This window comes from Polyangium mundeleinium (assembly GCF_028369105.1).
Taxonomy (GTDB): Bacteria; Myxococcota_A; Polyangia; order Polyangiales; family Polyangiaceae; genus Polyangium; species Polyangium mundeleinium.
Window position 1 is genome coordinate 5,051,638 of record NZ_JAQNDO010000001.1, and the last position, 25,361, is coordinate 5,076,998.

General features: G+C 69.8%; 18 protein-coding genes. 12 read left to right on the forward strand and 6 right to left on the reverse strand.

All coding sequences use genetic code 11. The features are described 5' to 3' along the window. Nucleotides 1-35 precede the first annotated feature (35 nt). The 4 genes from POL67_RS20250 (at nucleotide 36) to POL67_RS20265 (ending at nucleotide 4,930) form a co-directional block, all read left to right on the forward strand. Nucleotides 36-857: an MOSC domain-containing protein gene (locus tag POL67_RS20250; protein WP_271919433.1), complete on the forward strand. Its 822-nt coding sequence runs from the start codon at nucleotides 36-38 to the stop codon at nucleotides 855-857. Nucleotides 858-987: 130 nt separating this feature from the next. Beyond that, nucleotides 988-1,383: a hypothetical protein gene (locus tag POL67_RS20255; RefSeq protein ID WP_271919435.1), complete on the forward strand. Its 396-nt coding sequence runs from the start codon at nucleotides 988-990 to the stop codon at nucleotides 1,381-1,383. A gap of 29 nt (nucleotides 1,384-1,412) precedes the next feature. Then, nucleotides 1,413-3,227 (forward strand): radical SAM protein, encoded by a 1,815-nt coding sequence (locus POL67_RS20260; RefSeq protein ID WP_271919437.1) that lies wholly within the window; start codon nucleotides 1,413-1,415, stop codon nucleotides 3,225-3,227. Next, entirely contained in the window at nucleotides 3,224-4,930 is a 1,707-nt protein-coding gene (locus POL67_RS20265; RefSeq protein WP_271919439.1) for a radical SAM protein, read from the forward strand. The genes POL67_RS20260 and POL67_RS20265 overlap by 4 nt, the downstream gene beginning before the upstream one ends. Before the next feature lie 59 nt (nucleotides 4,931-4,989). Here the strand turns inward: POL67_RS20265 and POL67_RS20270 are convergent, their stop codons facing one another. Further along, on the reverse strand, nucleotides 4,990-5,712 hold the full coding sequence (locus POL67_RS20270; protein WP_271919441.1) for a hypothetical protein: 723 nt from the start codon (nucleotides 5,710-5,712) through the stop codon (nucleotides 4,990-4,992). A 61-nt stretch (nucleotides 5,713-5,773) separates the two neighbouring features. Between POL67_RS20270 and POL67_RS20275 the strand changes: the two genes are divergently transcribed. The 5 genes from POL67_RS20275 to POL67_RS20295 are packed head-to-tail and all read left to right on the forward strand — an operon-like array spanning nucleotide 5,774 to nucleotide 11,579. After that, nucleotides 5,774-6,769: a beta-ketoacyl-ACP synthase III gene (locus POL67_RS20275; protein ID WP_271919443.1), complete on the forward strand. Its 996-nt coding sequence runs from the start codon at nucleotides 5,774-5,776 to the stop codon at nucleotides 6,767-6,769. Continuing rightward, entirely contained in the window at nucleotides 6,766-7,830 is a 1,065-nt protein-coding gene (locus POL67_RS20280; protein WP_271919445.1) for an amidohydrolase family protein, read from the forward strand. Before POL67_RS20275 ends, POL67_RS20280 begins: the two co-directional genes overlap by 4 nt. Then, nucleotides 7,827-8,498: a hypothetical protein gene (locus tag POL67_RS20285; protein WP_271919447.1), complete on the forward strand. Its 672-nt coding sequence runs from the start codon at nucleotides 7,827-7,829 to the stop codon at nucleotides 8,496-8,498. The genes POL67_RS20280 and POL67_RS20285 overlap by 4 nt, the downstream gene beginning before the upstream one ends. Continuing rightward, entirely contained in the window at nucleotides 8,495-8,944 is a 450-nt protein-coding gene (locus POL67_RS20290; protein WP_271919449.1) for a hypothetical protein, read from the forward strand. The genes POL67_RS20285 and POL67_RS20290 overlap by 4 nt, the downstream gene beginning before the upstream one ends. A 4-nt stretch (nucleotides 8,945-8,948) precedes the next feature. Then, nucleotides 8,949-11,579 carry a hypothetical protein gene (locus POL67_RS20295; RefSeq protein ID WP_271919451.1) on the forward strand — a complete coding sequence of 877 codons (2,631 nt, stop codon included), beginning with the start codon at nucleotides 8,949-8,951 and terminating at the stop codon, nucleotides 11,577-11,579. A gap of 6 nt (nucleotides 11,580-11,585) precedes the next feature. Here POL67_RS20295 and mfd read toward each other — a convergent pair whose 3' ends face one another. The 4 genes from mfd to POL67_RS20315 form a co-directional block, all read right to left on the reverse strand. After that, nucleotides 11,586-15,335, reverse strand: coding sequence for a transcription-repair coupling factor (gene mfd, locus POL67_RS20300; protein ID WP_271919453.1), 3,750 nt, complete (start codon nucleotides 15,333-15,335; stop codon nucleotides 11,586-11,588). A gap of 35 nt (nucleotides 15,336-15,370) precedes the next feature. Further along, nucleotides 15,371-16,408, reverse strand: coding sequence for a tudor domain-containing protein (locus POL67_RS20305; protein WP_271919455.1), 1,038 nt, complete (start codon nucleotides 16,406-16,408; stop codon nucleotides 15,371-15,373). Between the two features lie 110 nt (nucleotides 16,409-16,518). Further along, complete coding sequence (locus POL67_RS20310; protein ID WP_271919457.1) at nucleotides 16,519-16,902, reverse strand: hypothetical protein; 384 nt, start codon at nucleotides 16,900-16,902, stop codon at nucleotides 16,519-16,521. Nucleotides 16,903-16,985: 83 nt separating this feature from the next. After that, nucleotides 16,986-17,354 (reverse strand): DUF2325 domain-containing protein, encoded by a 369-nt coding sequence (locus POL67_RS20315; RefSeq protein ID WP_271919459.1) that lies wholly within the window; start codon nucleotides 17,352-17,354, stop codon nucleotides 16,986-16,988. Nucleotides 17,355-17,746: 392 nt separating this feature from the next. On the opposite strand from POL67_RS20315, the gene POL67_RS20320 reads away from it, so the two are divergent. Next, complete coding sequence (locus POL67_RS20320; RefSeq protein ID WP_271919461.1) at nucleotides 17,747-19,870, forward strand: PilZ domain-containing protein; 2,124 nt, start codon at nucleotides 17,747-17,749, stop codon at nucleotides 19,868-19,870. Here the strand turns inward: POL67_RS20320 and POL67_RS20325 are convergent. Beyond that, a complete protein-coding gene (locus POL67_RS20325; protein ID WP_271919463.1) occupies nucleotides 19,804-21,210 on the reverse strand; it encodes a DUF8728 domain-containing protein in 1,407 nt (468 codons plus the stop codon). The genes POL67_RS20320 and POL67_RS20325 overlap by 67 nt on opposite strands. Before the next feature lie 88 nt (nucleotides 21,211-21,298). Here POL67_RS20325 and POL67_RS20330 point away from each other — a divergent pair, with 88 nt between their 5' ends. Then, complete coding sequence (locus POL67_RS20330; RefSeq protein WP_271919465.1) at nucleotides 21,299-23,074, forward strand: DUF8728 domain-containing protein; 1,776 nt, start codon at nucleotides 21,299-21,301, stop codon at nucleotides 23,072-23,074. A 220-nt stretch (nucleotides 23,075-23,294) separates the two neighbouring features. After that, nucleotides 23,295-25,112: a sigma-54-dependent transcriptional regulator gene (locus POL67_RS20335; RefSeq protein ID WP_271919467.1), complete on the forward strand. Its 1,818-nt coding sequence runs from the start codon at nucleotides 23,295-23,297 to the stop codon at nucleotides 25,110-25,112. The last annotated feature ends 249 nt before the right edge of the window (nucleotides 25,113-25,361 follow it).

Consider the following 25,361-nt stretch of genomic DNA (forward strand, 5'->3'; position numbering starts at 1 on the left):
GCGAGCGAGGCCGCTTTATGCCTCCCAGGGTCCCCATGAGCACCATCACCCTGAGCGGACTCTTCGTGTATCCCGTCAAGGGCGCGCGCGGCATCGCCCTCGACCGGGCTCGGGCGCAGAGCCTCGGCATCGAGCACGACCGGCGGTTCATGATCGTCGACCCGGACGGCGAGTTCCTCACGCAACGCGAGCACCCCGAGATGGCCCTGCTCGAAACGGCGATCGAGGGCGACACGCTCGTCCTCCGCGCGAAGGACCACGGCCCGCTCCGCCTCCCGCTCCGCCCCGAAGGCCCCACGGATCGGCGCGTCCGGGTCTGGAGCGACAAGTGCCGCGCCGTGTTCGTCGGCGACGAGGCCGCCGCGTACCTGAGCGACGCCCTCGGCCGCCGCGTGGAGCTCGTGTACATGCCCGACGACGCCGCGCGGCGTGTGGACGGCCGCTACGTGAACCGCAAGGAGCGGGTCGCGTTCGCCGACGGGTTTCCGTACCTGATCACCTCGGAGGGCTCGCTCGCGGACCTGAACGCGCGCCTGCGCGAGGCCGTGCCGATGGATCGGTTCCGGCCGAACCTCGTGGTCCGCGGGGCGCCGCCCTGGGCCGAGGACGCGTGGACGAGCCTGTCCATCGGCTCCGTGGTCTTCCACCTGCGCAAGCCGTGCAGCCGTTGCAGCGTGGTCACCGTGGACCAGGCGACGGGCGTGCGGGGCAAGGATCCGCTGGCGACGCTGGCGACGTTCCGGGCGCGGGCGAACCGCGTGTACTTCGGCTGGAACATGGTCGCCGAAGGGGAAGGGGAGCTCCGCGTCGGCGACGCCGTGACCCTGCTCGCGCGTTCGTACGACGACGTCGGCTGAAGCACCGGCTCGTGATCACGGAGGATGGAGAGCCTCTCCCCGCTGCGATGGGCCCCACGTCGAGCGCCACGATCGGCTGATTTTGCCGCACAAACGCGGCAGCGCCGAGCGTGCAAACCGGCTCGGGCTGGTGCAGCCTCGACGTATGGCGATCACGTGCAGACAAGAAGCGACGCGCTGGGTGCATCGGTACGCGATCGGAGGTGCGGCGTTCGCCACCCTCCCGCTCCCGGTCTCCACGACGGCGGGCCTCGCCGCTCTCGAGGTCCACATGATCAACTTCATCGGCAACGTGTACGAAGAGCCCGTGGGCAACCTGAAGAGCCTCGCCGCGGGCGGCGGCCTCGAGGTCATGGGCGCGGGCCTCAAGTTCGTGGCCACGCGCGCCGCCTCCTTCGTCCCCGGCCCGGCGGGCATCGTGATCCGGGCGAGCATCGCGGCGGTCGTGATCGAGTCCCTCGGCCGCGCGATCATCGGGTATTTCGAGCGCAAGCACCCCAACAAGGTCTTTTCGCCCGCGGTCTAGGACCTGCTTCGTACTAAGATCGCGCTGTCGTGAAGGCGCTGATCAAAGTCGGCTACGCGTGCAACGAGAACTGCACGTTCTGCCATACGGCCGACATCCGCCACCTCGACGACACGTCCGAGCGGGTCGACTGGAAGATCGATCGCGCCAAGCGCCTCGGCGCGTCCATGGTCGTCCTCTCCGGCGGCGAACCCACGATGCGGCCCGAGCTCTCGCGCTGGGCGCGCCGCATCGCCGCACACGGCCTCGATTTTGGCCTCGTCACGAACGGGCTGATGCTCTCGTACCGGAACGTCGTCGACGAGCTCGTGGGCGAGTGCCGTCTCCGCTACGTGTACATGTCCCTCCACGGCGGCGAGCCCAAGGTGCACGGCTCCGTCGTCCGCGCCGACACCTTTCACAAGGCGATGCAGGCCATCGAGAACCTGCACGGCAGGATCCCCGATCTCACGATCAACTGCGTGATCACGACGGCGAACCTGAAGCACTTGAAGGGCCTCGTCGATCGGCTGCTCCCGTTCGAAGATCTCTGCATCAAGTTCTCGATGACGCAGCCGAAGGGCGCGGCGAACCGTGCCTTCGACGTCATCGTGCCCGAGGTCGCCGCCTGCGCCGCGCGCGTGAACGAGGCGATCGCGTACGGGCTCTCGCGGCGAACCGAGCGCGGCCCGCGCTTCGCGCACGACGGCCTGCCGTTTTGCCTGCTGCCTGGATACGAACACCTCTACGACGATCTCAAGACGCATCGGTACGCGACGATGATCGAGTCCGACGAGGACGACTTCGTGCCCGTCGACGACGTGGCGAAGATCCAGCCCGAGGAGGTCTGCGGCGACTGCGCGCTGCGCGGCGCGTGTCCGGGGCTGTACCGCGGCTACCACGAGATCCACGGCGCGAGCGCGCTCCGGCCCGTCACGGACCGCCCTCGGGCGAACTCGTACAACTTCGTCCCCGAGCGCGACCTCGCGCGCCCGCCCGGCGCGCCGTGCCCGATCCGCGCGGACGGCACGAGCCCGTACGATCGCGGCCGCACGCTGCTGCTCCGCCTCAAGGACCGGATGCGCCTCTTCCGCACCGAGACGCGGGACTTCTCCGACGAGGAGCTCTTCGCCACCAAGGAGAGCGCCGGCCAGCTCTACCTCGACGTGTCGACGAAGCTCGCCCCCGACGACTTCGCGAAGGACTTACGGAAGCTCCGCCCCGCGGCCGAGTGCGAGGCGTGCCCTGAGCGCCCGCGTTGCACCGGCGCATGGGAGCCGGTGCCCGCCGACGTGTTTACGCGTGATGATCGCGACGTGATGGAGATCCTCGCGAACCTCTCGGGTCGCGTGCTCGACCTCGGCTGCGGCGAAGGGCCGTACCTCGAAGCGCTCGCGCGGCGCGCGGCGGAAGGGCACATCACGTACGTCGGCGTCGATCCGGATCCGCAGCGGCTCGCCGTCCTCGCGTCGCGCCACCCGTTCGCGCAGTTCGTGGAGGGCCGCGCGGAGGAGCTCGACGAGGCGCTCGGCACGTTCGACCACGTGCTCGCGCTCCGCAGCGTGAACCACCTCGAAGATCCGGCGCGCGCGTTCGGCGCGGCGATCGCGCGGCTGCGGCCCGGCGGCACGCTCACGCTCGTGGACAACGTGGCCTTTGGCCTCGTCCGCAGCCGCGCGCACGCCACGCGCGCGGAGAACGCGCCCGGAAACCGCTTCGAGCATTTCCGCAACGACGACGCGGCCCGGACCGCGCGGCGCCTCGAAGACAAACCCTTGCGCCTGCTCGAATGCCGCGACGTCGGCCGCGAGACCAGCAATCAGTGGATGTTGCGCTACGAGCGCACGGGAGAAATGCCGTCGTGACTGCTTCAGCACCGTCCCCCCGCAAGCTCCCGGTCCTCCCGGCAAGCGCCGTCGAGACGTCCTTCGCCGATTTCCAGAACGAGGCGTTGCTCGGCGACGCGGAGGGCGGAGAGAAGACGCTCGCGCACGAAGCCGCCGCGCACGAGAAGCGCAACTGGGTGCGGCTCTCCTACGATTGCAACAACCACTGCACGTTCTGCCTCGATTCGAATGCGCACGACGGCACGATGCGGGCGACGCAGGACATCAAGGTGCAGATCGTCGAGGGCCGGCGGCGCGGCGCCGATCGGCTGATCCTCTCGGGCGGCGAGCCCACGATGCACCCGAACTTCCTCGACTTCGTCAAGCTCGGGCGCCTCGCCGGCTACCGGAAGATCCAGACCGTGACGAACGGGCGCATGTTCCGCTACCCCGAGTTCCTCAACAAGGCCGCGGACAACGGCCTGCACGAGATCACCTTCTCCCTGCACGGCCACACGGCGAAGCTGCACGACGCGCTCGTCGGCACGCCCGGCGCGTTCGTCGAGGAGGTCGGGGGGCTCAAAGCCGCGCTCGCGTCGGGGCGCTTCATCGTCAACGTCGACATCGTCATCAACAAGCAAAACGTCCGGCACCTGCCGGAGATGCTGGAGACGTTCATCGGCTGGGGCGTGAAGGAGTTCGACCTGCTCCACGTGATCCCCTTCGGCAACGCGTGGAGCGACGCGCGGCACCACCTCTTCTACGACCTCGACGGCAACCTCGAGTACCTCCAGCAGGCCTTCGCCTACGCGCGGAGGCCCGACATCCACATCTGGCTGAACCGCTTTCCGCCGCCCTACGCCGAGGGATTTGAGGATCTGATCCAGGATCCGTACAAGCTCAATGACGAGGTGCGCGGCCGGCGCGAGGAGTACGATCGGTACCTGTCGCTCGGCAAGAAGCTCATGTGCCGCGAGCCCGAGCGCTGCAAATACTGCTACCTGCAGAGCCTCTGCGACACGCTCGACGAGGTGATCGACGTGCGCAAGGCCGACGAGGTGGACGTGCTCCGCTACGCGGGCGAGCCGCCGCGCGCAGGCAAGCTGCCGGACGCGCACGCGGCGCGGATCGCGGCGGCAAACCTGGAAGAGGCCGCGGCGCTCGCGGCGAAGGCGGCGCCGGGCTCGATCGAGCTCGAGCTCGCGTCCTACGAGGGGTTGTCCGAGGCGCTCTCGCCCGAAGGTCTGCTCTTCGGCAAGAAGCTCGTGGCTTGTTACACCGATGATCCCGCCGCGATCGAGCCGCTGCTCGGGATCCCCCCGTCCTTCGAGGTCCGCACCTTCCTCACGAAGGCGACCGAGCCCGTGATCCGCAGGCTCGAGCCCCCGCCGGCAACCCTCGTGCTCGTGCAGAAGAACTACGACCTCGTTTCCGACGCCCACGCAAACGACGTCGACACGAAATCGTTTTTCGCGACGTACCCGCATCCGGTCCCCGTGGAGAACGTGCCCGCGTGCGTGGCAGGCAGGCCCGTACGTTCCGCGGCGCGGACGCTGGATCTCGCGATGCTCGGCGCAGACGCGCGCATCGACATGACAGCATTCACGAAGCGCTACGTGGCCGACGGCTTCTACACAAAGGCACTCCGCTGCAAGGACTGCCGCGAGAACGCCTCATGCCGTGGCGTGCACGTGAACTGGGTTCGCGCCCACGGCTTCGGGGCACTCGCGCCGATAGGGTAGAATGCCTCACCCCCAGCCCCTCTCCCTTTCGGGGGAGGGGAGGAGAGTGAAGAAGAGGCTCAGGGAACGAGCGTGCAACCGGTGAGGACGCCCGCGAGCATTTCGCCGCGGGGCTGGCCTTCCCAGCCGCTCTCCCAGTGGAAGGTTGGGCTCTTGAGCTTGCCTTCCACCGTGTACTTGCACTTCACGCTGAAGCGCGTGGTTGGCAGGTTGTTCGCGAGTGCCGGCTCGCTCCAGAGGCCGGCCGCGACGAACTGCACGTTGTCCGTCGACGTGTAGGGCCGCAGCGTCTTCTTGTCGTCGCCGGCGTCGCCCTTGCCCCAGACCTTCGTCGGCGTCTCGAAGCTGCAGTGTCTGCCTGCGACCTCGTCCGTCGCGGCGCAGTTGAGCTCGCGTTTGTCGCCGGCGACCAGCGTGATCTCGACGTCCACGGTCTGGCCCGGCTTCCATGCGGGCCCGCGCGGACCGCCGCCGCCGCGCTCTTGACCGAGCAGCGCGAAGCCTGCGGCCAGCGTGCCTACGACGACCACGAAGAGCACCATGCTCTTGCCGAGCGACGCCGAGCTCGGCGGCGGCGCGCGCCTTGGCGCGGCTTTGCCGGCCTTCGGCTGCTTCTTCGTGGGCGCCTTTGCAGGCGCGGCTTTTGCGGCGGCGGGGGCCTTTGCTTCGGCTTTTGCCTCGGCCTTCGGAGCCTCTTCCTTTGCTTCGGCTTCGGGCTCGTCGTGGCCCTCGTCCTCGGCTCCGCCTTCGTCCTTGTCCTCGTCCGGTTCTTTCTCGGCCATGGCGCGCGGACTCTACCTTCCTCCGCCCCGCTTCTCAAACCTTCTGTTACCCTCCGCGCCCATGAGAGCGAGCCCCCCGCGCGCCCGGATTCTCGGCACTGGCCGCTACCTGCCTGCCCGTGTCGTCGCGAACGACGAGATCGCTGCGCGCGCAGGAACCTCGGATGCGTGGCTCAAAGAGCACGTTGGCGTCGAGCGCCGCCACGTTGCGGCCGAGGGCGAGACGACGAGCGACATGGCCACGGCGGCTGCGCGTGCTGCGCTCGATGCGGCGGGGCTCTCGCCTGCGGATCTCGACCTCATCATCGTGGCGACCGGGAGCGGCGACAGCCCCATGCCGGCCACGGCGGCCACGGTCCAGCAGAAGCTCGGCACCGAGCTCGTCCCTTCGTTCGACCTCGCGGCCTCGCATGCAGGCTTCCTCTACGCGCTCGCCGTGGCGGAGCAGTCGATCTCCGCGGGGGCGACGCGCACGGCGCTCGTCGTTGGCGCGGACATGCTCTCGCGCCGCGTGGATCCCGAGGATCGGACGACGGCGGCGCTCTTCGGCGACGGCGCGGGCGCGGTGATCCTCGGCGCGGCGGGCGACGATGGCCGAGGCATCCTCTCGATGCGGCTCGGCGCCGACGGCACGATGGCCTCGTTGCTCTCGATCCCGGGCGGGGGCACGGGCGAGCCGATGACGCTGGAGCGGCTCGCGGCGAAGCGGAACAAGGTGCAGATGGAGGGGCCGGACCTCTTCCAGGTCAGCGTGAAAAAACTCCAGGTCGCGAGCATGGAGGCGCTGAAGGCGGCGGGGCTGCTCTCGGACAAACTCGACTGGGTGATCCCGCAGCAGGCGAACCGCAGGATCGTGGATCGGATCGCCGAGCGGCTCGGGTATTCGCGTAGCAAGTTCATCGAGAACCTCGCCGACGTGGGCAACACGGGCGCGGCTTCGATTCCGATCGCGCTCGACGAGGCTGTGCGGGATGGCCGCGTAAAACCCGGGCAAAACGTGCTGCTTTGCGCGCTCGGGGCCGGCATCACGTGGGCGGCGTCGATGGTCCGGATGTGAAACGTCGGTTCGGTAGAGCAACCCCGCTCGCGCTCGCCTCGGCCTTCGCGCTGAGCACGCTCGTCTCGCTCGACGTCGGCTGTGGCACGCCGCCGCGCGGCGTCGACTGGAACGGCAAGCGCCTGCCGGCGATCGACATGCACCTGCACCCGGGCGATTGGGATCACGTCCCCGAGGACACCCGGAAGTTTTTGGCCTCGCGGTTCCCGTTCCCGATCGGGCTCGACGCTGAGGCGGCGGCGAAGGGCTCGCTCTTGCCCGAGAGCATCCTTGGCGAGATCGACGACGCGGGCATCTGGGGCGCGGGCCTCTTTGCCATCTATGCCCCGCGCACCGTGGGCGTCGCGTCGAACGAGCTCGTCGCCGAGGATCTCACGTTTGCCCCGGATCGCTTCTTTGGGCTCGCGTCCTTGCGGGTCGACCGGTGGACGACGGATCGCGACGCGGAGCTCGATCAATTGAAGAGCACGCTCTCGCGGCCGGGGTTCGTCGGGATCAAGCTGGCCCACGCGCATCAGCATTTTCGCATGGATGATCCCGCGTTTTTTCCGATCTACGAGGTCGCGGCCTCCCTGGGCAAACCGCTCTATTTGCATACGGGGACGAGCCCGTTCCCGGGGACGTCGCAGGAGCCGGCCTATACGGACCCGACGTACCTGGAGACGGCGATCCAGCAATTTCCGAACGCCACCTTCATCCTCGGGCACCTCGGCTACGATTTCGAGCAGAAGCGCCACGCGGGCCTCGAAACGTGCATTCGGCTGGCAAAGACGTACCCCAACGTGTTCCTCGAGCCCTCGGCGCTCGGCTCAGCGTCGTCGGATCCGACGGGCGCGAACCTGAAGGAAGCCCTGCGCCGTATGCGCGAGGCCGGGATCACGGACCGCGTGATTTATGGCAGCGACGGGCCGCAGAGCCCGGGGTTCGTGAAGGGATACCTCGAACGAACGGTCGCCGCGATGAAGGACACCGGATACACGGAGCAGGAAGCGGCTGGCGTCCTCGCGGGGAACTTTGCGCGCGTGTTCGGCGTGACGGTTCCCGCGGAGGCGGCCGAATGAACATGCGTTGGGGCGTGACGTTCGGCGCCTGTGTGATGGCCTCGATCCTCGGCGCTTCCGAGGCCGCCGCTGCGGAGCCGCGGGCGCCCTTTCCCGCGCACGCCGCGCTCGACGCCGTGGGCGGCAGCCCGGCCCAAGGGGCGTACGTCCTGTCGGCGCAAGGCGGCTGGCCGTTCTCGTTCCTGCGCGCGCAGGTGGGGTTGTCGGACCGGATCTCCCTGCAAAGCGAGCTCGAATCGGCCATTGGACGTCGGTATCGTCCGATGCTGGGGATCGGCGTGCGCCTCGCCGAGGCAACCCACGTGCGCCTGACGGGCGAATTCCTCGCCGGCTGGCTCTTTCAGCGCAGCGAGGAAAACCGGCGTGGCCCGAACGGCGAGCTTCGGTTTCGCCTCGCCATTCCGGTGCGCCGGTTCGTCCCGTACCTCGTGATCGGCACGCGCCACGCCTTCCTGCCGGATCTCCTGACGATCGAGCGCGCCTCGGGGACCGAGACGAGCTGGTCGGTGCGGCACGAGTGGACGCCGTGGGCGACGCTGGGGCTCGGATTCGCGATTTCGCGGGGGATCGGGCTCGACCTCGGCATCAACTACGGCTGGGTCGGTGCGCCGGACACGATCGCGCTGCCCGGCGTGCACCTCGGCTTGCATTTCGGAGGGGATCGATGAGCCGGGTTCACCTCGTTTTCGCGGCAGCCCTCGTTTTCGTGCTCGCGGGGTGCATCAACGAGGAGACGCACCTTTACGAAATCGAGCTCGACGGGCAGGTCGCCGTGCCGAATGGCGTGCCGAGCGCGGGCGTCGTGCACCTCGAATTCCACGTGGCGAGGACGTTCGGCGAGGGCGACCTCGAACATCCGCTCGGCGTCTTCGAGACGCGCACGGTGACCGGCGTGGGGCCGATGCGCGAGACCGTGCTGTATCCGCTCGACGAAGGGGATGGGCTCGTCGTCTACGGCTGGCTCGACAGCGATGGCGATGGCGTCCATTGCGCGCCTGGGCAAACCGAGGAGCCCGCGGGGCTCGTGAAGGTCGCGGGATTCCCGGCGCACACGCTTTCGTTTTCGCTCACGCTCCGCACGCCGTGTGTGGGGCCAGAATCGCTGTATCCTTGAGCGGATGTCCGACGGACCCAAGCCGAAGCGTGACGTGCTCGATCCCGCGCTGGCCTCGCGTTTCGCCTGGCGCATGGCGCCGCCGCCCGAAGCGCCGCCACCGCAAGCCGATGCCCCTCCGGCGCCGAACCTCGATCCGGCAGCCTCGGAAGGCTTCGCCGAACACGCGGCGCTCGTCTGCGAGGAGCTCGCGAAGGACGTGCGCAAAGCATGGGCGCTCGCGTCTCCGCCGGCGCAGGCCGCCGCCGCGGCGCGCCTGAAGCGCTTTGCGCGGCGGATCGGCTTCGAGATCCTCGGCATGTCCCGGCATCCCCTGGAGGCCGTCCGCTTGCTTCGGCTGATCGCCCGTCACATCAAGGCCACGCCGATCCGCAAGACCGACATGTTCCAGCTCGCGTGGCTGCCCATCCCGGATCGCCACCCCGAGGTGGTCGATCTGATCGTCGAGGCCGCGCGCTCCGGCGACAAAAACCTCGCGTTCGTCGTCGATCGCACCGTGGCCGAGAAGGAGCTCGAAGGACGTTACCCCGACCTCGGCGCGCGGCTCGCGGAGCTCGCCGACACGACGCGGGTATGGGACGTCCGCGCGCTCGCGATCCGATGGCTCTCGCTCGACGACTATCCGGTGGCGATCCCTGCGCTTCGCCGCGCCCTCCGGACGCCCCACGCGCGCCTTCGGTATTATGCGCTCTTCATCCTCGCGCAGATGAAGGGATGGACGCAGCGCGAGGAAGACGTGCTCTGGCTGCTCGAAGACGCCGTGCGCCACCCGCTCGACCGCGGCGCTGGGATGAGCGCCTTTGATCGCATCGACGAGTACGAGGAGGCGCTGATCGACGCGCTCCGGGGGGCGCCCCCGGCGGAAGGGTGGAAGCCGCTCGAGATCATCGTGGAGGGCGGCGGTGCGCACATCTCCCGGGACCGACCCGGGCTCGACGCCGATTGGGCGCTGAAGGCGCTCGCCGCCGGTTATCCAGAGCGGGCCATCCACCGGATCGATCGTGTGCTCGCCGAGCCGAGCGGCCTTCATCGGTACGCCGCCATCAGCGCGCTCGTGCTCTTGCCGGAGGAGGTCGCGCGTCCGCGGCTCCTCGAGGCGGCAGGGGGCTCCGACCACGACCTCGTCGAGCGTGTGAAGGGGATCTGGTTCGAGCGGTTCGGGGGCGCGTTGCCGGCGTCGCCCCTCGCCGGGGTGCCCGTGTTCCTGCTCGAAGGGCCGCCGAGCGATCGGTTTTCCGCGTGCCTGACCGTGCTCCGCGGCGCCTCGCAGGAGGCGCGCTTCACGATGGTGGACGCGCTGCTCGCCGAGGCGCCCGAGGCGAGCGCGCCGCCTGCGCAGCTCTCTTCGTCCCAGCGTGAAGCGCTCGCCTTGCTGCTCTTCACGTTGCGCACGTCCGGCAGGCTCTACAAGCACCCGACGCTGGGCAACCTGGGGGAGGCCGACTGGGCCAAGCTGCTGCTCCGGCGCTTCGGCACGCTCGCGTTCGAGGGGCTCGCGAGCCTCGCGGAGGCGTCGGCCCTCGCGGGGGTCGCCCGCGGCTGGCTCGATGCGCTCACGAGCGCGGCGCGGGAAGGGATGCTTGGCCCAGCGCAGCGCGAGCGGCTGCGAGACATCGCGCGCGCGGCGCTCGCGTCGCCTGCGTGGGACAACGCGCCGGGGCCGCTCCTCACGCTCTCGGTCGTGGGGGCGCCGGAGGACTGCGTGGAGCGGCTCTGGTCGATCCTGATCGCGCCGGACGACCCCGCGGACGCACGGAGCAAGGGGGTGCGGTCGAACGCGGATGCGTCGCGATGGGCGATGATCGTGCTGCGCGACGTGACCGAGGCCCCGTGGCTCGACGCGCGGATCGCGACGGCGGCAGGAGAGGCGCTCCAGCAGAAGCGCTTCGAGCTCTTCGATCGGCTGATGTACCTCGGGTCGGAGCGAAAGGCGGCGGAGGTGCTGGACGTCGCGCCGGCCGCCCTGTCCGCCTACGACGGCGATCCCGAGGCGTTCGGCCCGGTCTACCGCGCCGCCTTGGCGCTCGTGCAGGCCAACCGCCTCGACGATGCGTGGATCCTGTCTGCGCTCGCGCAGCCCGAGGCGCCGCTGTTTGCCCTCGCCGCGAGGCTCGTCCGCAAATCCTCGCCCGCGCCGATCCTCGAAGCGCTCACGCGCGTGCTCGCCTCGACTGCGCGAGGCGGCGCGGCGGCGGCCGAAGCGGCGTATGTGCTGGTTTGGCAGGAGATCCTCGCGGAGGACGACGCGCGGCTCCCGGGCATCCTGGATCGAGCCCCGGCCCGCGCGCGTGCCGCGATCTGCGGCGCGCTCATCGACAACAAGGTCCCGCTCGCGAGCTACCGGCAGCACGTCGCCGCGTGCTTGATCTCGCCCGATCCACGGGTCACCCAGGAGCTGCACGATCCCTTGTGGCTCCGGAAGCCGGAGGGGATGGAGGAGCTGTTCGCCGAGGTCCTGCCGCGGGTGCAAGTGGAGGACACGCGCGATGTCATGCTCCATCTCCTCCGCGCGCCGAACGAGGCTGCGAAGTACTGGGTCGACGGAGGCGCAGACGACGAGGACGAAGACGAGGACGACTGGGAGGAGGACGAAGACGAGGACGACGACGAGGGCGATGAGGACGCCTCTTCCTGACGCGCGTTACGCCCCCGCCTTCATGCACGACGCGAGCTCCGCGAGGAGTTTGTCCGTCGCTTCGAGCCCGCTCGCGAAGACCTCCGTGTCCCGTGTTCTCCTCGACAAACGCATGTCCGGCGAGAGCTTGTACGGCGAGCCCTTGGGCTGCACGAGCTTCATCACCTTCGCGGGATCGAGCGGCGTGTCGTCGCGCAGGTGCAACGTCACGCCCTTCGCCGTCGCCTCACACGCGAGCGCGCGGAGCTTCCGGAGCTCGGTCTTGAGGCTCATCAGGTGCACGAGCCTTCGTGCCTCGATCGGCGGCGAGCCGAAGCGATCCTCCATCTCGTTCGCGAGATCCTGCACCTCGTCCGGGCTCGATGCGCTCGCGAGGCGCTTGTAGAAGGACAAACGCACGCCGACATCGGACACGTAGTCCTCGGGCAAGAGCGCGTCCGCGTCGAAGGCGAGCTCGGGGTCGACCTCGTGCACCACGGGCTCGCCCTGGAGCTCGTGCACGGCCTCGTCGAGCATCTGGCAGAAGAGCTCGAAGCCGACCTGCGCCACGTTGCCGCTCTGCTCGGCGCCGAGGATGTCGCCCGAGCCGCGCAGCTCCAGATCGAGCGAGGCGATCTGGAAGCCCGAGCCGAGCTCGGTGTGCCGCTCCAGCGCCTCGATGCGCGAGCGGGACTCGTCGGTCATCGCGTTCGCGGGCGGGACGACGAGGTAACAATAGGCGCGCTCCTTCGAGCGGCCCACGCGGCCGCGGAGCTGGTAGAGCTGCGAGAGGCCGAACATGTCGGCGCGATCGACGATCATCGTGTTCGCGCGTGGGATGTCGAGGCCGCTCTCGATGATCGCCGTCGAGCACAGGATGTCGTAGCGGCCCTCGACGAAGTCGAGCATCGCCTGCTCCAGCGTGGTCTCGCTCATCTGCCCGTGCGCGATCGTGATGCGCGCCGAGGGCACGAGCTCCTGGAGCCGCGCGGCCCGCTCGTAGAGGCCCTCGACGCGGTTGTACACGTAAAACACCTGCCCGCCGCGGCCGAGCTCGCGCTCGACGGCCTCGCGCAGGACGTTCTCGTCGTGCCGCGTGACGATCGTCCGGATCGCGCGGCGCTCCGCGGGCGGCGTGGTGATGATGGACATGTCGCGCAGCCCCGTGACGGCCATCTGGAGCGTGCGCGGGATCGGCGTCGCCGTGAGCGTGAGGACGTCGACGTTCGTCTTCAGCGCCTTGATGCGCTCCTTGTGCGTCACGCCAAACCGCTGCTCCTCGTCCACCACGAGCAGGCCGAGCTTCTTGAAGTGGACGTCCTTGGAGAGCAAACGATGCGTGCCGATGACGACGTCGACCTTGCCGTCACGCAGGCCCCGCGTAACCTCGTCCTGCTCCTTGTTCGACTGGAAGCGCGACATGGCCCGGACTTCGAGCGCGTACGGGCTCATGCGGGCCTTGAAGTTCAGGTAGTGCTGCTGCGCGAGCACGGTCGTCGGGCAGAGGACAGCGACCTGGCGGCCCGAAGCGGCCACGCGGAACGCGGCGCGGATCGCGACCTCGGTCTTGCCGAAGCCGACATCGCCGCAGACGAGCCGATCCATCGGGCGTGCGGCTTCGAGATCGGAGGAGACCTCGCCGATCGCGCGGGCCTGATCGGGCGTCTCGTCGAAGGGGAACGTCGCCTCGAACGCGGCGTAGTCGTCGTCGGGCGGAGCCGTGGGTTCGCCGATCGCGCTCCTTCGCTCGGCGTAGAGGCGGAGCAGCTCGTCGGCCATCTTGCGAAGGCTCTTCTCGACTTTGGCCTTCGTCTTGGCAAACGTTTGTCCGCCGAGCCTGTCGAGCTTGGGCGCGCCCTCGCCGCCCTGAAACTTCTGGATCTGGTTGAGGCGATAGACGGGCAGGTAGAGTTTGTCGCCGCCCGCATACTCGACCGTGATGAGGTCGACGACCATGCCGCCGACCTGCTTGTGCACGAGCCCGTGGTAGCGGCCGATGCCGTGATCGGCGTGCACGACGTAGTCGCCGACGGAGAGGTTGCGCAGGTCTTCGAGGAAGGGTCGGGCCGAGGCCTTCGTGTCCTTGCCGCCACGCGCGGCGCGCCGATGCGCGCGGGCGCCGAAGACCTCTTCCTCGGTGACGAGCGCGAGGAGCTCTGCCGGCGCGACGACACCCCGCGCGAGCCCCCCTCGCACGACGAGCGCGGTGCGCGCGGCCTCGGCATCCTGCTCGTCGAGGAGCGAGGGGTCGAACGCGCCGAGGCGGGCGCGGACGCGGACGCCCTGGTGGCGCAGGAGCGTGACGAGGCGCTCGACCTGCGTCTCCGCGCGCGCCGCGACGACGACGCGCATGCCGTGCTCTTGCCAGGCGAGGATGCGGCGCACGAGCGGATCGAGCGCGCCGGTCTTCCCCCGGGAAGCACGCGCGGCCTTGATGGCGCGTTCGAGGTCGCCCTGATCGAAGGTGGCGAGCGAGGGCGCCTCCTCCGGCGCGACCTCGAAACGTTCGAGGGACGCAGGATCCGGCGCGTCTCCGGCGATCCCGGTCCGATGGAGCGCGACGTGCGTGCGGCCTTCGATCCACGCGGCGATGCCGCCCTCGGTCTCGTAGAACGCGTCGAGCGGGAAGTGCGCGTCACGTGACTTGTGGGCGAGATCGGCCAGGGCGCGGCCGAGCTCGTCGCGCAAGGATCGCGTGATCGCCGCGGGATCTTCGAGCACGACGATGGCGTCGTCGGGCAGGTACGAGGCGAGCGGCGCGAGGTCGAGGTACGCCGGGAGAAACCCTTCGGCCCCGAAGAACGTGCGACCACTCGTGACGTCGTCGACGAGGGCGCGGGCCTTCACCGACGGAAGATCGACCGCATCACACGCGGCCCGCACGCGCTCGCGGGCGCGGGACTCGTTCTCGGGCGTGAGCACGGCCTCGCGCGCCTGCGGGAGCCAGACCTCCTTGATGTCGGCGATCGTCTTTTGTCCTTCGGGGTCAAACGATTTGATCCCCATGACGAGGTCGCCGTAAAACTCGATGCGCGCGGGAAAACTCGCGTTCGGCGGCCAGACGTCGAGCAGGGCGCCACGCACGGCGAAGGTGCCGGGGTCCTCGACGAGCGGGCTCCGGACGTAGCCGGCCTGCGCGAGCCTGCGGATCAAGGCGTCCCGCTCGATCTCCTGCTCGGTCACGACGAGCTCGGCATGCTCGAGGACCTCCGGCTGCGGGACGACCTTGCGGGCGAAGGCGGAGACGGGACAAACGAGCGCGCGCCACGGCAGATCCACGGCGAGGTGGAAGAGCGCGGCGAGGCGGGCCTCGGCGCCGCGGCGATCGGGGTTCACGTCGGCGTAGGGGCTCGACTCGTTCGGCGGGAAGAGCAGGACCTCGCCGAGCGTGGTCTTGCCCGCGTCCGGCTCCTCGGCATCCGCGCCGGCGAGCAGAAACGATGCGTCGGCGTGGAGGGCGCGCGCGGCTTCGAGATCCGCCGTGACGGCGATGATCTTTCGGCGCGTGGCTTTCGCGAGGGCGCGGAGGACGAGCGCGGTGGCGCCGCCCGCGACGGAGACGACGTGGATCGTGGGACCCTTCGCGCCGAGGACACGCGCGGCGAGATCACGCGTTGCGGTGATCGGCCGATCGAGCGGGAGTTCGTACGAGGGGAGGGGCTCGACCGGCGTTAGATCGGGGCGATCGAGTTCGACGTCGAGGGCCTCGACACCGGCGATCTCGCCGAGGGAAGCGCGGAGCTCTGCGCCCCTGGTTGCCTTTTCGGTCGCGGGCATCGTTCGCCGCGGGTGTAGCACGAAGCGTGCGGGGACTACGGAGCCGAGATGTACGGCTCGGCCACCCAATACTGCTCGCCGTTGGACATCGTCACGAAGTACTGACCTTGTGCGATTTGCGCGACCGTCCCCGGGTACTTGTTTCCGTCCGACCACGCGACGAGCACGGCCGATCCGACGCCCGGTTTGGACAGGCTCCTGCCGAACGAATCGAGCGCGTGGCCGAGCTTGTCGAACCCGCTCTTGAGCGCGCCGCCGACGGCGTGGGCCGCGTCGCTCGCCTCTTGCTCTAGGGTCTTCGGCTGTTGCACGGGAGCGGGAACGGCAGCGGGAGCGGGAACGGGCTCGGGTGTAGGAACGGCAGCGGGAGCGGGAACGGCAGCGGGAGCGGGAACGGCAGCGAGCGCGGGCGCAGGAATGGCGGCGGGCGTGGGCGCGGGCGCAGGCACGGCAGCGAGCGCAGGCGCAGGAACGGCAGCGAGCGCAGGCGCAGGAATGGAGGCGGGCGTGGGGTCGTCCGCGGGGGCCGCGGGGGCCTCCGAGGGGGGCGCGTAGGCCGTGGCTTGTGTGCCAATCAGCGTGGCGAGCGTGGGAATGGGGCGACGCTCGCCGCCGCGGTGCAGGCGCAAAAGCTCCTGCTCGACGGCGCACACGTACGCGACGAACTGCTGCATGTCGCGGGACATGGCGGCGTTCCAGTGGAACGCGATCTGCGTGTAGCGGAAGAGATCCAGGTCCTGGCGCGCGAGCGTGGACGAGAGGCCCGCGTGCATGATCTGCGCGGAGAGCCCGACGTACTCCTCGAACGAGAGCGCGGGCGCGGCGCCCTTGGCGCGGCCGAGCGCGGCCTGGTAGGCCGGGACGAACCGCACGGCGATGGCGCCGCCGAGCGCGGGATCCTCGAGCCGCGCGAGCCAGCCCGCATGCGCGGCGAGCCAGTCCTCGCGGGAGACGTTTTTCGATTGCACGACGCGCGCGCAGGCGTCGGCGTCGTCAGGGTGATCCGCGCAGAGGGCGCGAAGCTCGGCGTATTGCTCCAGCGAGAGGCCGGCGATGGGCGCGAGGGGATCCATGCGCGCGGAGGGAAGCCGGGGTGCGGCGAGGGGTCAAGGGGGAGCAAAACCTCGTCGAGGCGGAAGACCCGCTCTCGCAATGGCCACGGGGTCCCGCAATCGCGAGGGGCTCAATTCAACGTCTCGCCGCCGCCGTCCCCGCGTCCCGCTCCGAAAATCGCGTCCCAGTTTGCCCGGTACGCGTCCGTCGCGACCTGCGCCGGGCCCGATCGGGGCGCCTCCGGGGGTCTCGGGCTCTTCACGAGGACCTCGACGTCATAGAAACGCTCGTGCTCTTTGCGTTGCGACAGCTTCACGACGTCGCCGTGCACCGGCGCGCCTTCGCGCATGTTGCGGATCGCGCCGAGCTCCACGTTGCCCTCGCGCAGCCGCAGCACGTGGTAGCCCTGTCCGTCGGACATCGGGCTGTGGATCATCACCACGTCCTCGGCCTTCGACTCCGTCACCTCGCTCTTGGCGGACGGCGGCTCGGGCGCTTCAGGCTCGTCACTCACGCGGGAAGCTTGTCACGTTTCGGGCAGATCGCAGCCGCGATGCGCCCCGGCTTCGCTCGGGAAGGCCGAGCACACGCGGCGTGTCACGCACCGAGCAGGGCCGCTTCGTAGCCCGTGCCCACCGAGCCGTCTGCGTGGAAGAGGCCTTTCGCCGTCGCCTGGTCGATGGCCTCGAGCAATCGCGCGAAGCGGGCGATGCCGCTTTTGCGCAGGAGGAGCGTTCCGCGGCCGCGCTGGCGTGCGAGCTTGCGCGCGAGCTGGACGGCGCCGTGGCTGTTCGTCTCCGTCAGGATCACGATGATCTGGCAGCGCTCCACGAGCCCCTCGAGCGATTGCGCCCCACGGCCGCGCACGTCGCCTCGGTGATATTCGAGCTCGTGCCCGGCCGCCTTCGCGAGCCGCTCCAGTTGCACCTCGTAACGCTCGACTCCCCCGATCCAACCAATGCGCATGGGGCCTCCTCGACGGCCACCCCAAGAAGCAACTCGGTGCTCCCGGTAGCCGACTGTCCGCTATAGCGGATGATCTAAGGTTCCGTAGCGGGACTGTCCAGGCCTTTCCGTCGTCATCACGGAAAAAAGTCCGCGATGGCGGAGCCTGGACCAGGTCCCTGCGCCCTGACGGGGGCGCCGGTCTCGTCCGCTCTTCGGGACAACCTGCGCGGGGGCGGTTTCTTCCCGACACGCAAACTTGGCCCTCTTCCTCGGGGTGACTTAGTCGGGGCGAAAGCGAGTGAGCCGCGTGGGGCGCGGCAGGGACGGGGTCTGTCCAGTCCCTACCGGTTGGCGTTTGGAGCTGCGCTCGGACAAGCCGAGCAGCGCCCCAAGCCCCTTGGAGGATTGTCATGAGCATGCGAGGCGCAGAGGACTCCGCGGAAGGCACGAACGGCCGGGCAAACACGACGGCCACGCCCGGGACGCCCGGGACGCCGGACCGGCGCGCGGGCCACCACCGGGTCCACTTCGAGGCGCTGGTGGCCGTGGGCGAGGCCAAGGGCAGCGGCGGCTTCGAAGCCGAGTCGATCGACGTCTCGCCCGAAGGCATGCGCCTGCGCACGGCCTACCTGCCGCAGATCGGCGATCGGCTCGTGTGCCGGTTCGAAGGCGACGCGGGCGAGGTGGTCGCCGACGGCGAGGTGACCTGGCGCCGCGAAGCGCCCCGCGGCGGCGAGTTCGGCCTGCGCTTCGTGGGCTTCGACAGCCCCGACGCCGAGGCGACGCTGCGCAGCCTGTGCCAGGATCTCGGCGGGACCACCGAAGGGAGCAGCGGGATCGGCGCGATGGGGATCCCCGGGACGCGCGTGCGGCTGCACATCGACGGGCTCGGCTCGCCGATGAAGGCGCGGGTGCGAGAAGCCGCGGGCGGCGAGGTGCTCGTGGGCTCGAACCTGGAGTTCCTCAAGGTGGGTCGGTCGCTCGAGCTCGAGGACATGGACCACGGCGACAAACGCGCCGCGATGGTCGACGCCGTGAAGGTGGAGATCGACCCGTCGACGAAGGTGCCGCAGCTCGTGGTGTCGCTGCGCTTCGGCGAGGCGAAGGAGTCGAAGAAGGCGGTCGCCGCGGCGAAGGAGCCGGAGAAGGCGGTCGCGTCGAAGGCGCCGGAGAAGGAGTCGAGCAAGGAAGCTCCGTCCCTCGGGCTCGGCGCGCTGATCAAGCGCACGACGCCGGGCGTGGGTCCGGCCGCGAAGACCGAGGTGAGCGCGGGGAGCGGCGAGGCCAAGGAGGCCAAGGAGGCCAAGGAGGCCAAGGAGGCCAAGGAGAAGGAGGCTCGCGCCGAGCTTCTCTCGTCGCCGGTCGTGCCCTCGCGTGCCCGGACGCAGGAGATGCGGTCGAAGCCGCCGGCCACGCGGCCGAGCGCGTCGGCCGAGTCCGCAGCGCTGCGCACGGCGGTCGAGGAGGAGAACGACGAGGCCGCCGAGGCAAACGATCCGTCGCTGGACTCGCCGGCGGTCGGCGCGAAGAAGGACTTTTCCGCGGCGCTGCGCGGGGCGACCGAGAAGGCCAAGGGCGCGACGATGGCCGCGTTCGGCGCGATCGGTCCGGCCGTGGGTGGGATCGGGACGCGCGCGAAGGGCGCGATGTCAGGCTTGTTCGCGGCGATCCGGAAGCGGCGCGGCGAGGAGGCAGCCGAGGCGACGGACGGTCAAGCGACGCGGCGAACGACCGCAGCGCCGCCGACGGGCGCGCTGCGCGCAGCCGGCAAGAAGCTCGTGCGTGACAAGGAAGAGGCGGAGACGACCGAGGCCGCTCCGAAGGCCCGATCGAGCCGGAAAGCCGCGCTCATGGGCAGCGCGCTCGGGCTCGCCGCGGTGCTCGTCGTGGTGGGCGGGATCCGGCTGCTCGGTGCGTCGCGCGCGGCGGCGCCGACCGATGCACAAGGCATGGAGGCGAACGCGGCAGGATCGGCCGCAGCGCTGCCCGCGCCGACGGCGGCGAACATGGCGGCCGGAGATCCGAACGTGGTGCCGAACGTGAACGTGCCGCTCTTCGGGGCGACGCCGCTCTCGACGACGGAGCCGGTGCCGGCGATGCCGACGCAGCCCGATGGGACGATCGCGCAGACGCCGCCGCCCGCGCCCGAGGGCGACGGCGCGCAGGCCGCGGCGGACGACAGCGAAGGCGGCGACGCGGACGAGGCCGAGACGCAAGGCGACGGCAAGCAGTACGGCAAGGGCAACGTGCGGAGCCCGATCGTGCTGAAGCTGAAGATGGACGGGCCGATTGAGACGGTGAACGGCGCGGCAGGCGCGATGGGTTTCACGGTCTCGCTGCCCGGCCGGCGCGCGCTCTCGTCGGCGACGGAGCTCGCCCGCAAGGACAAGCGGATCGCCTCGATCAACGTGGTGAACAACCCCGCAGGCGCGGAGATCAGCCTGCAATTCAAGGACGGCGTGCCGGCCTACCTCGCGCGCGGGTCGCGCGCGAAGATCGCGTCGGCGTATCCCGCGCCCGTCTTGTTCGTGTAGCCGCCCGGGAGGCGCGCGATCTCGGGCGCGAGCAGGCCGAGCATGTCCACGATGGGAAAACCCGTCGCGTAGCCGACGTAGCCGATGTCGGCGATGGCCACGGGCCCGGGTTTTCCGTGCGTCGAGAGCCATGCCGCAGTCCGGCCGCCGGCGTCGTCCCAGAAGGCTTTGTCCTTCTCGAAGATGTCGCGCTGCGCGACCCGCAGCGAGCCCACGCGCGTGAAGCCCACGAGGATCACGAACAGGGCGACGGCGAGCGCCACGGCCCGTTCCCTGCGCTCGGCGACAGTGCGCGTGGCGGCGTCGACGAGCAGGAACGCGAAGGGCTCGGCGGGCGCGAGGAACCGGTAGTACGGCATCCAGTCGCCACCGACGAGGAGCACGTAGAGGCCGAAGGTGAGGGCGATGGCCGCGATGGCGAGCCCGTCGCGTCGCTTGCGGACGACGAAGACCGCGATGGCGGCGACCCCGGCCCAGAGCGCGGGCCCGGCGTGCATCGCGTAGCGGCGCAGGTAGTCGAGGCCGCCGTGGAGCTGCTGGTTCATGTCGCCCGTCTTCGCGGTGAGCGTGTTGGGGAAGAAGCCGCCGTAGTAGAGGCGGCGGAACGCGAGGTGCGCGAGGACGGGGACGGCGACGGTGGCGAGGCGCGTGAGGCTCCGGCGGGAGAAGGGTTTGTCCGGATGCCAGACGTAGAGCAGGAGCAGGAAGAGCGGCGCCTCGGGGCGAGTGAGGGCCGCGAGCGCGAAGAGCGGGCCCGACCAGGGGAAGACGTCGGCGTCGTCGTGCGCCTCGATGAGGAAGCGCTCGGTGCCGAGGAGGACGAGCAGGACGAAGAGCGGCGACTCGAGGCCAAAGACGGCGTACCCCGTCTGGGGGAAGCTCGAAGCGCAGAGCCACGTGGCGAGGCACGGCGACCACCCGAGCGGCGCGAGCCTGCGCGCGATGCGGTAGACGGGGACGAGCGAGGCGCATGCGCAGACGACGCCGAGCACCTTCGCTGTGATCTCGGGGCGCGCGCCGAGCGTCGCGAAGACGCCGAGGAGCACGGTCCAGAGGAAGTTCGTGTAGCCCTCGACGCGCTCGCCGAGGTTGTAGACGAGCCCGTGTCCCTCCGCGAAGTTCCGCGCGTAGCGGAAGGAGATGTAGGCGTCGTCGATCGTGAAGCCCGCGACGCGGTAGGCGTTCGCGACGACGAGCATCATCGGCAGGACGAGCCCGAGCGCGAGGTGCGTGGGTTGGGAGAGCGGCGCGCCGCCGAGCCAGGCGCGGAGGGAGGCAAGCGCGCTCGTCGGGGGGGCCTCGGGCGAGGCGGCAACGGGGCCGTTTTCGCGGGTCGACATCGAGGAGCGGCCCATACCTGGCCTTCGTCGCGGCGGAAAGCACGGCGACGCTTGCCAAGACCGGGCCCTCCGGTGGTATGGCCGTGGCGTGAAGAGGCAGCCCGAGGGCGACGAGCGAGGAAGCGACGCGGAGGCGGAAGCAAACGCGGAAGCGGAAGCAAACGCGGAAGCGGAAGCAGACGCAGACGCGGAAGAACCGGAATCCGACGACGATCGCGATGATCCCGATCCCGACGCGGCCGATCCCCCGTGGAAACGTCCGCCGGCGGTGACGCTCCGCGACTGGGCCGCGGGGGCGCCTTTGCCGCGGTTCGTGCACCTCGTCCTCGGCCTCGTGCTTCCGGCGATCGTGATGCTCGCGAACGCGCGCCGCGTCCTCTCGTTCACCATCGACGACGCCTACATCTCCTACCGCTACGCGCGGAACCTCGCGCAGGGCCTCGGCCTTGTCTACAACGCCGGCGAGCGCATCGAGGGCTACACGAACTTCCTCTGGACCGTGATCCTCGCCGGCGCGATCAAGATCGGCCTCGATCCCGACGTCACGGCGAAGGTCCTCGGCGCCGCCTCCGCGCTCGGCGCGCTCGTCATGATGTACCGCCTCTCCGATCGGCTCCGGCCGCTCGCGGCGGCGCCCTGCCTCGCGACGTGGCTCGCCGCGACCACCGTCGTCTTCTCGGGGTACGCGGTCTTCGGCCTCGAGACCGCGTTCTTCGTCTTCCTCCTGCTCGCAGGCACGTGGCTCTTCCTCGGCGAGATCGATCCCGACGCGGAAGGTTCGTCCAAAACAACCTTCCGTTTCCCCTGGTCGGGCCTCGTCTTCGGCCTCGCCGGGATCACGCGGCCCGAGGCGCCTGCGTTCGTCGGGTTGCTCATGCTCGTGCTGACCTTCGGGCGGGATGCGTTCGGCACGAAAGACGTCGCGGCTCGCGTCTTCACCGCGCCGAGCGGCTTCCTCGGCAAGCAGAACCTCCTGCGCGGCGTGGCGTTCGTCCTGCCTGTCGGGACGCACCTCGCGTTCCGGCGCGCGTACTACGGCTCGTTCGTGCCGAACACGTTCTCGGCGAAGACGGGCAACTGGTCGGCGCAGATCGACGGCGGCGCCGACTACGTCCGGAACTACGTCAACCACGCCGGACCCGTGCTTTACCTCGGGATCTTCGCGGTCGCGATGGGCCTCGTGTGGCGGCGTCGGGATCTGCTCGCGGTCTCCGCGATCGCGATCTTCGTGATGCTCTACGTCGTGCTCGTCGGCGGCGACTGGATGCCGTTCTTCCGCTTCATGGCGCCCTTCGAGCCGTTCGCGTTCCTGCTCATCTGCGTCTCGACGCGCGCGATCGTCGATCGACGGAGCCGCGCCGCGAACCTCGCGCTCGCCGCGTTCCTGACCATCGCTTTCTCCTTGCGGGTCGGGAACATGCAGAGCGCGCAGCGGCAGATCCTCGAGAAGGAGGAGCGCTTCTGGACGATGGCCGCGGGCGGCACGGCGAAGTGGTTCCTCGAGAACGGCAAGCCCGGCGAGATCGCGATCGGCGACATCGGGTACGTCGGGTACGCGACGGACTACCCCATCCTCGATCTGCTCGGCCTCGTCGATCCGGTCATCAGCAAGCTCGAGGGCGGCTACACGCGCAAGCTCGGCCCCGGATTCCTCGATCGCTTCTTCGACAAGCGCCCGGACTACTTCCTGCTCATCTCCTCGAACATCGACTGCAAGCACCCGTCTGTCCCGGGATCGCAGGTGATCTACCGCGATCGACGCTTCCTGCCGGCGTACGAGATCGCAGGCAAAGTGCCGCTCGACGCGGGCTTCGCCTGGTGCATCTATCGTCGCAAGGAGACGTCCGACACGCGGGCGCCCTGAGGCATTCCGTACGAGCGTCCAGGCCGTACCTGACACGCACCTCGGGGTATCGCGATACCCAAACGAGGGGGATCCTGAATTGATCCCGGCGGGTGGCGTGAGCGAACCTCTTCGCTAGAGTTCCTTCACCGAAAGCGTGGAGGCGCCGCGTAGATCGCGCGGAGAACCTCCGGGGAGGAAAAGCTTGGGAGCGAGCGCTTCAGTGCATGCGAGGGGATCGATGCTCCGCGCGCACCGGGCGGCCGGGCACCATACGGGGCGTGTCTTGCTCGTCGAGGACGAGCCCGATCAAGCTGCGATCCTGGAGGCCGTGCTCCGGCACGAGGGGCTGGACGTCCTCGTCGCTTCGAGCGGCGAGCAGGCCCTCGAGATCCAGCACCGGACGCCCGCCGATGTGCTCGTGACCGATCTGAACCTCCCCGGGATGACCGGCATGGATCTCATGCGTCGCCTCACGCCTCCGACGGAGGACGAGGCCATCAAGACGACCACGCCCGCGCCCGCGGTGGTGGTCGTGACGGGGTCGGGCTCGGTGTCGAGCGCGGTCGACGCGCTCAAGCTCGGCGCGGCCGACTACCTGCAAAAGCCGCTCGATCCGGCGCGGCTCGTCTCGCTCGTGCGCGAGCTCTTGTCCTCGGACAACGTCCGCGAGGCCGAAGGCGAGGACGACGACGCCGCGGCCGGGCCGCTCGTGTTCGAGGGCATGGTGGGCGGATCGCGCGGCATGCGCGAGGTGTTCGCCCGGATCGACCGGGTCGCATCGACGATGGCGCCCGTGCTCATCGTGGGCGAGAGCGGCACGGGCAAGGAGCTCGTGGCGCGCGCGATCCACAACCGCAGCCCGCGCAAGAACGGACCCTTCATCCCCGTGCACACGGGCGCGATCCCGCGCGAGCTCATCGGTAGCGAGCTCTTCGGTCACGAGAAGGGCTCGTTCACCGGCGCCTTCTCCTCGGCCGAGGGCAAGTTCGAGGCGGCGACGGGCGGCACCGTGTTCCTCGACGAGGTCGGCACGATGGACAGCGCTGTGCAGGTGAGCCTGCTGCGCGTGCTCGAGACCTACCGCTTCACGCGCGTCGGCGGCCGCAAGGAGATCGAGGCCGACGTCCGGATCGTCGCCGCGACGAACAAGGACCTGCTCGATCTGGTGGACGAGAACGTCTTCCGCGAGGACCTCTACTACCGCCTCAACGTCTTCACGATCACGCTGCCTCCGCTGCGCGAACGCGTGGAGGACATCCTGCCGATCGCCGAGCGTTTCCTCGTGAAGTTCGCGAAGCGCTACGGCACGCCCGCGCGTCGCTTCTCCGAGGGCGCGATCCAGAGGCTCTACGGGCACGACTGGCCGGGCAACGTGCGCGAGCTCCGCAACGTCGTCGAACAGACGGCGCTCTTCGCGGCGGGCGAGATCGTCGCGCCGGAGGAGGTCCAGATCGGCCAGGGCCGCATCGAGCGGCGCACGGGCCGTCGCTCGCACCACGACCTCCAGGTCCACGCGAACCCGCCGCACGCGGAGCCGGAGCACCACGTGCCGACGGCGCCGATCACGACGACGCCGCCGCCGGCGATCGCGGAGCTCGAGGGGCGCGAGCCTCCGCCTTCGCTCACCGAGCCGCCGCCGCCGTCGGCGTCCGCGTCGTTTGCCCAGGCGCCGATCCGCGCGACGACGCCGTCGTCGCACGACCTTGAAGCCCGCGAGGGCGGCGATCGCAGCGAGCACCCGCTCGTGCTGCGTTTGCCCGTGGGCACGCGCCTCGCCGACGCCGAGCGCAAGCTGATCCTGCTGACGCTCGAGGCCGTGCGCGGCAACAAGCAGCGCGCAGCGCGCGTGCTCGGCATCAGCCGGCGTGGGCTCTACTCGAAGCTCCAGGCGTACGGCGAGCACGTCGGCAGCCACGAGGCGCCCGAGGCGCAGGAGGCGCAGGAGGCCGAGAGCCCGCAAGACAGCGCCGAGGAGGCGCCGCCGCCCGCCTCGGAAGAAGCGCCGAGCGTTCCCAGCGCCGCGGGCGACCTCGACGCGGGCCGCTGTCTTTCCTGATCCTTCCCTTGATCCAGCGTGCGTCGACCCGGCGGCGAGGGGCCTCGCCGGTCGGGTTCGTCCGCTGTCTTGCGGTCCCGCTTCCCGATGGGGGCCGCTTTCGACACGCTTGCAAGCGCTTTTTTGGATCGAGCTCCAAGAAATTGCACGTGGAGACGAATTTTTGGCAGATTCGAGTCTTCCTCGTGGCTGATACGTCAGGAAAGGTCCGAAACGACAGGGCGCCCTGGTAGAGTCTTCGAGCGAAGA

Coding starts and splice junctions, on each gene's coding strand:
- POL67_RS20325 (WP_271919463.1), bottom strand. CDS start 21,210: ATGTCGACCCGCGAAAACGGCCCCGTTGCCGCCTCGCCCGAGGCCCCC.
- POL67_RS20315 (WP_271919459.1), bottom strand. CDS start 17,354: ATGCGCATTGGTTGGATCGGGGGAGTCGAGCGTTACGAGGTGCAACTG.
- POL67_RS20275 (WP_271919443.1), top strand. CDS start 5,774: ATGAGAGCGAGCCCCCCGCGCGCCCGGATTCTCGGCACTGGCCGCTAC.
- POL67_RS20305 (WP_271919455.1), bottom strand. CDS start 16,408: ATGGATCCCCTCGCGCCCATCGCCGGCCTCTCGCTGGAGCAATACGCC.
- POL67_RS20270 (WP_271919441.1), bottom strand. CDS start 5,712: ATGGCCGAGAAAGAACCGGACGAGGACAAGGACGAAGGCGGAGCCGAG.
- POL67_RS20250 (WP_271919433.1), top strand. CDS start 36: ATGAGCACCATCACCCTGAGCGGACTCTTCGTGTATCCCGTCAAGGGC.
- POL67_RS20285 (WP_271919447.1), top strand. CDS start 7,827: ATGAACATGCGTTGGGGCGTGACGTTCGGCGCCTGTGTGATGGCCTCG.
- mfd (WP_271919453.1), bottom strand. CDS start 15,335: ATGCCCGCGACCGAAAAGGCAACCAGGGGCGCAGAGCTCCGCGCTTCC.
- POL67_RS20295 (WP_271919451.1), top strand. CDS start 8,949: ATGTCCGACGGACCCAAGCCGAAGCGTGACGTGCTCGATCCCGCGCTG.
- POL67_RS20335 (WP_271919467.1), top strand. CDS start 23,295: ATGCTCCGCGCGCACCGGGCGGCCGGGCACCATACGGGGCGTGTCTTG.
- POL67_RS20290 (WP_271919449.1), top strand. CDS start 8,495: ATGAGCCGGGTTCACCTCGTTTTCGCGGCAGCCCTCGTTTTCGTGCTC.
- POL67_RS20320 (WP_271919461.1), top strand. CDS start 17,747: ATGAGCATGCGAGGCGCAGAGGACTCCGCGGAAGGCACGAACGGCCGG.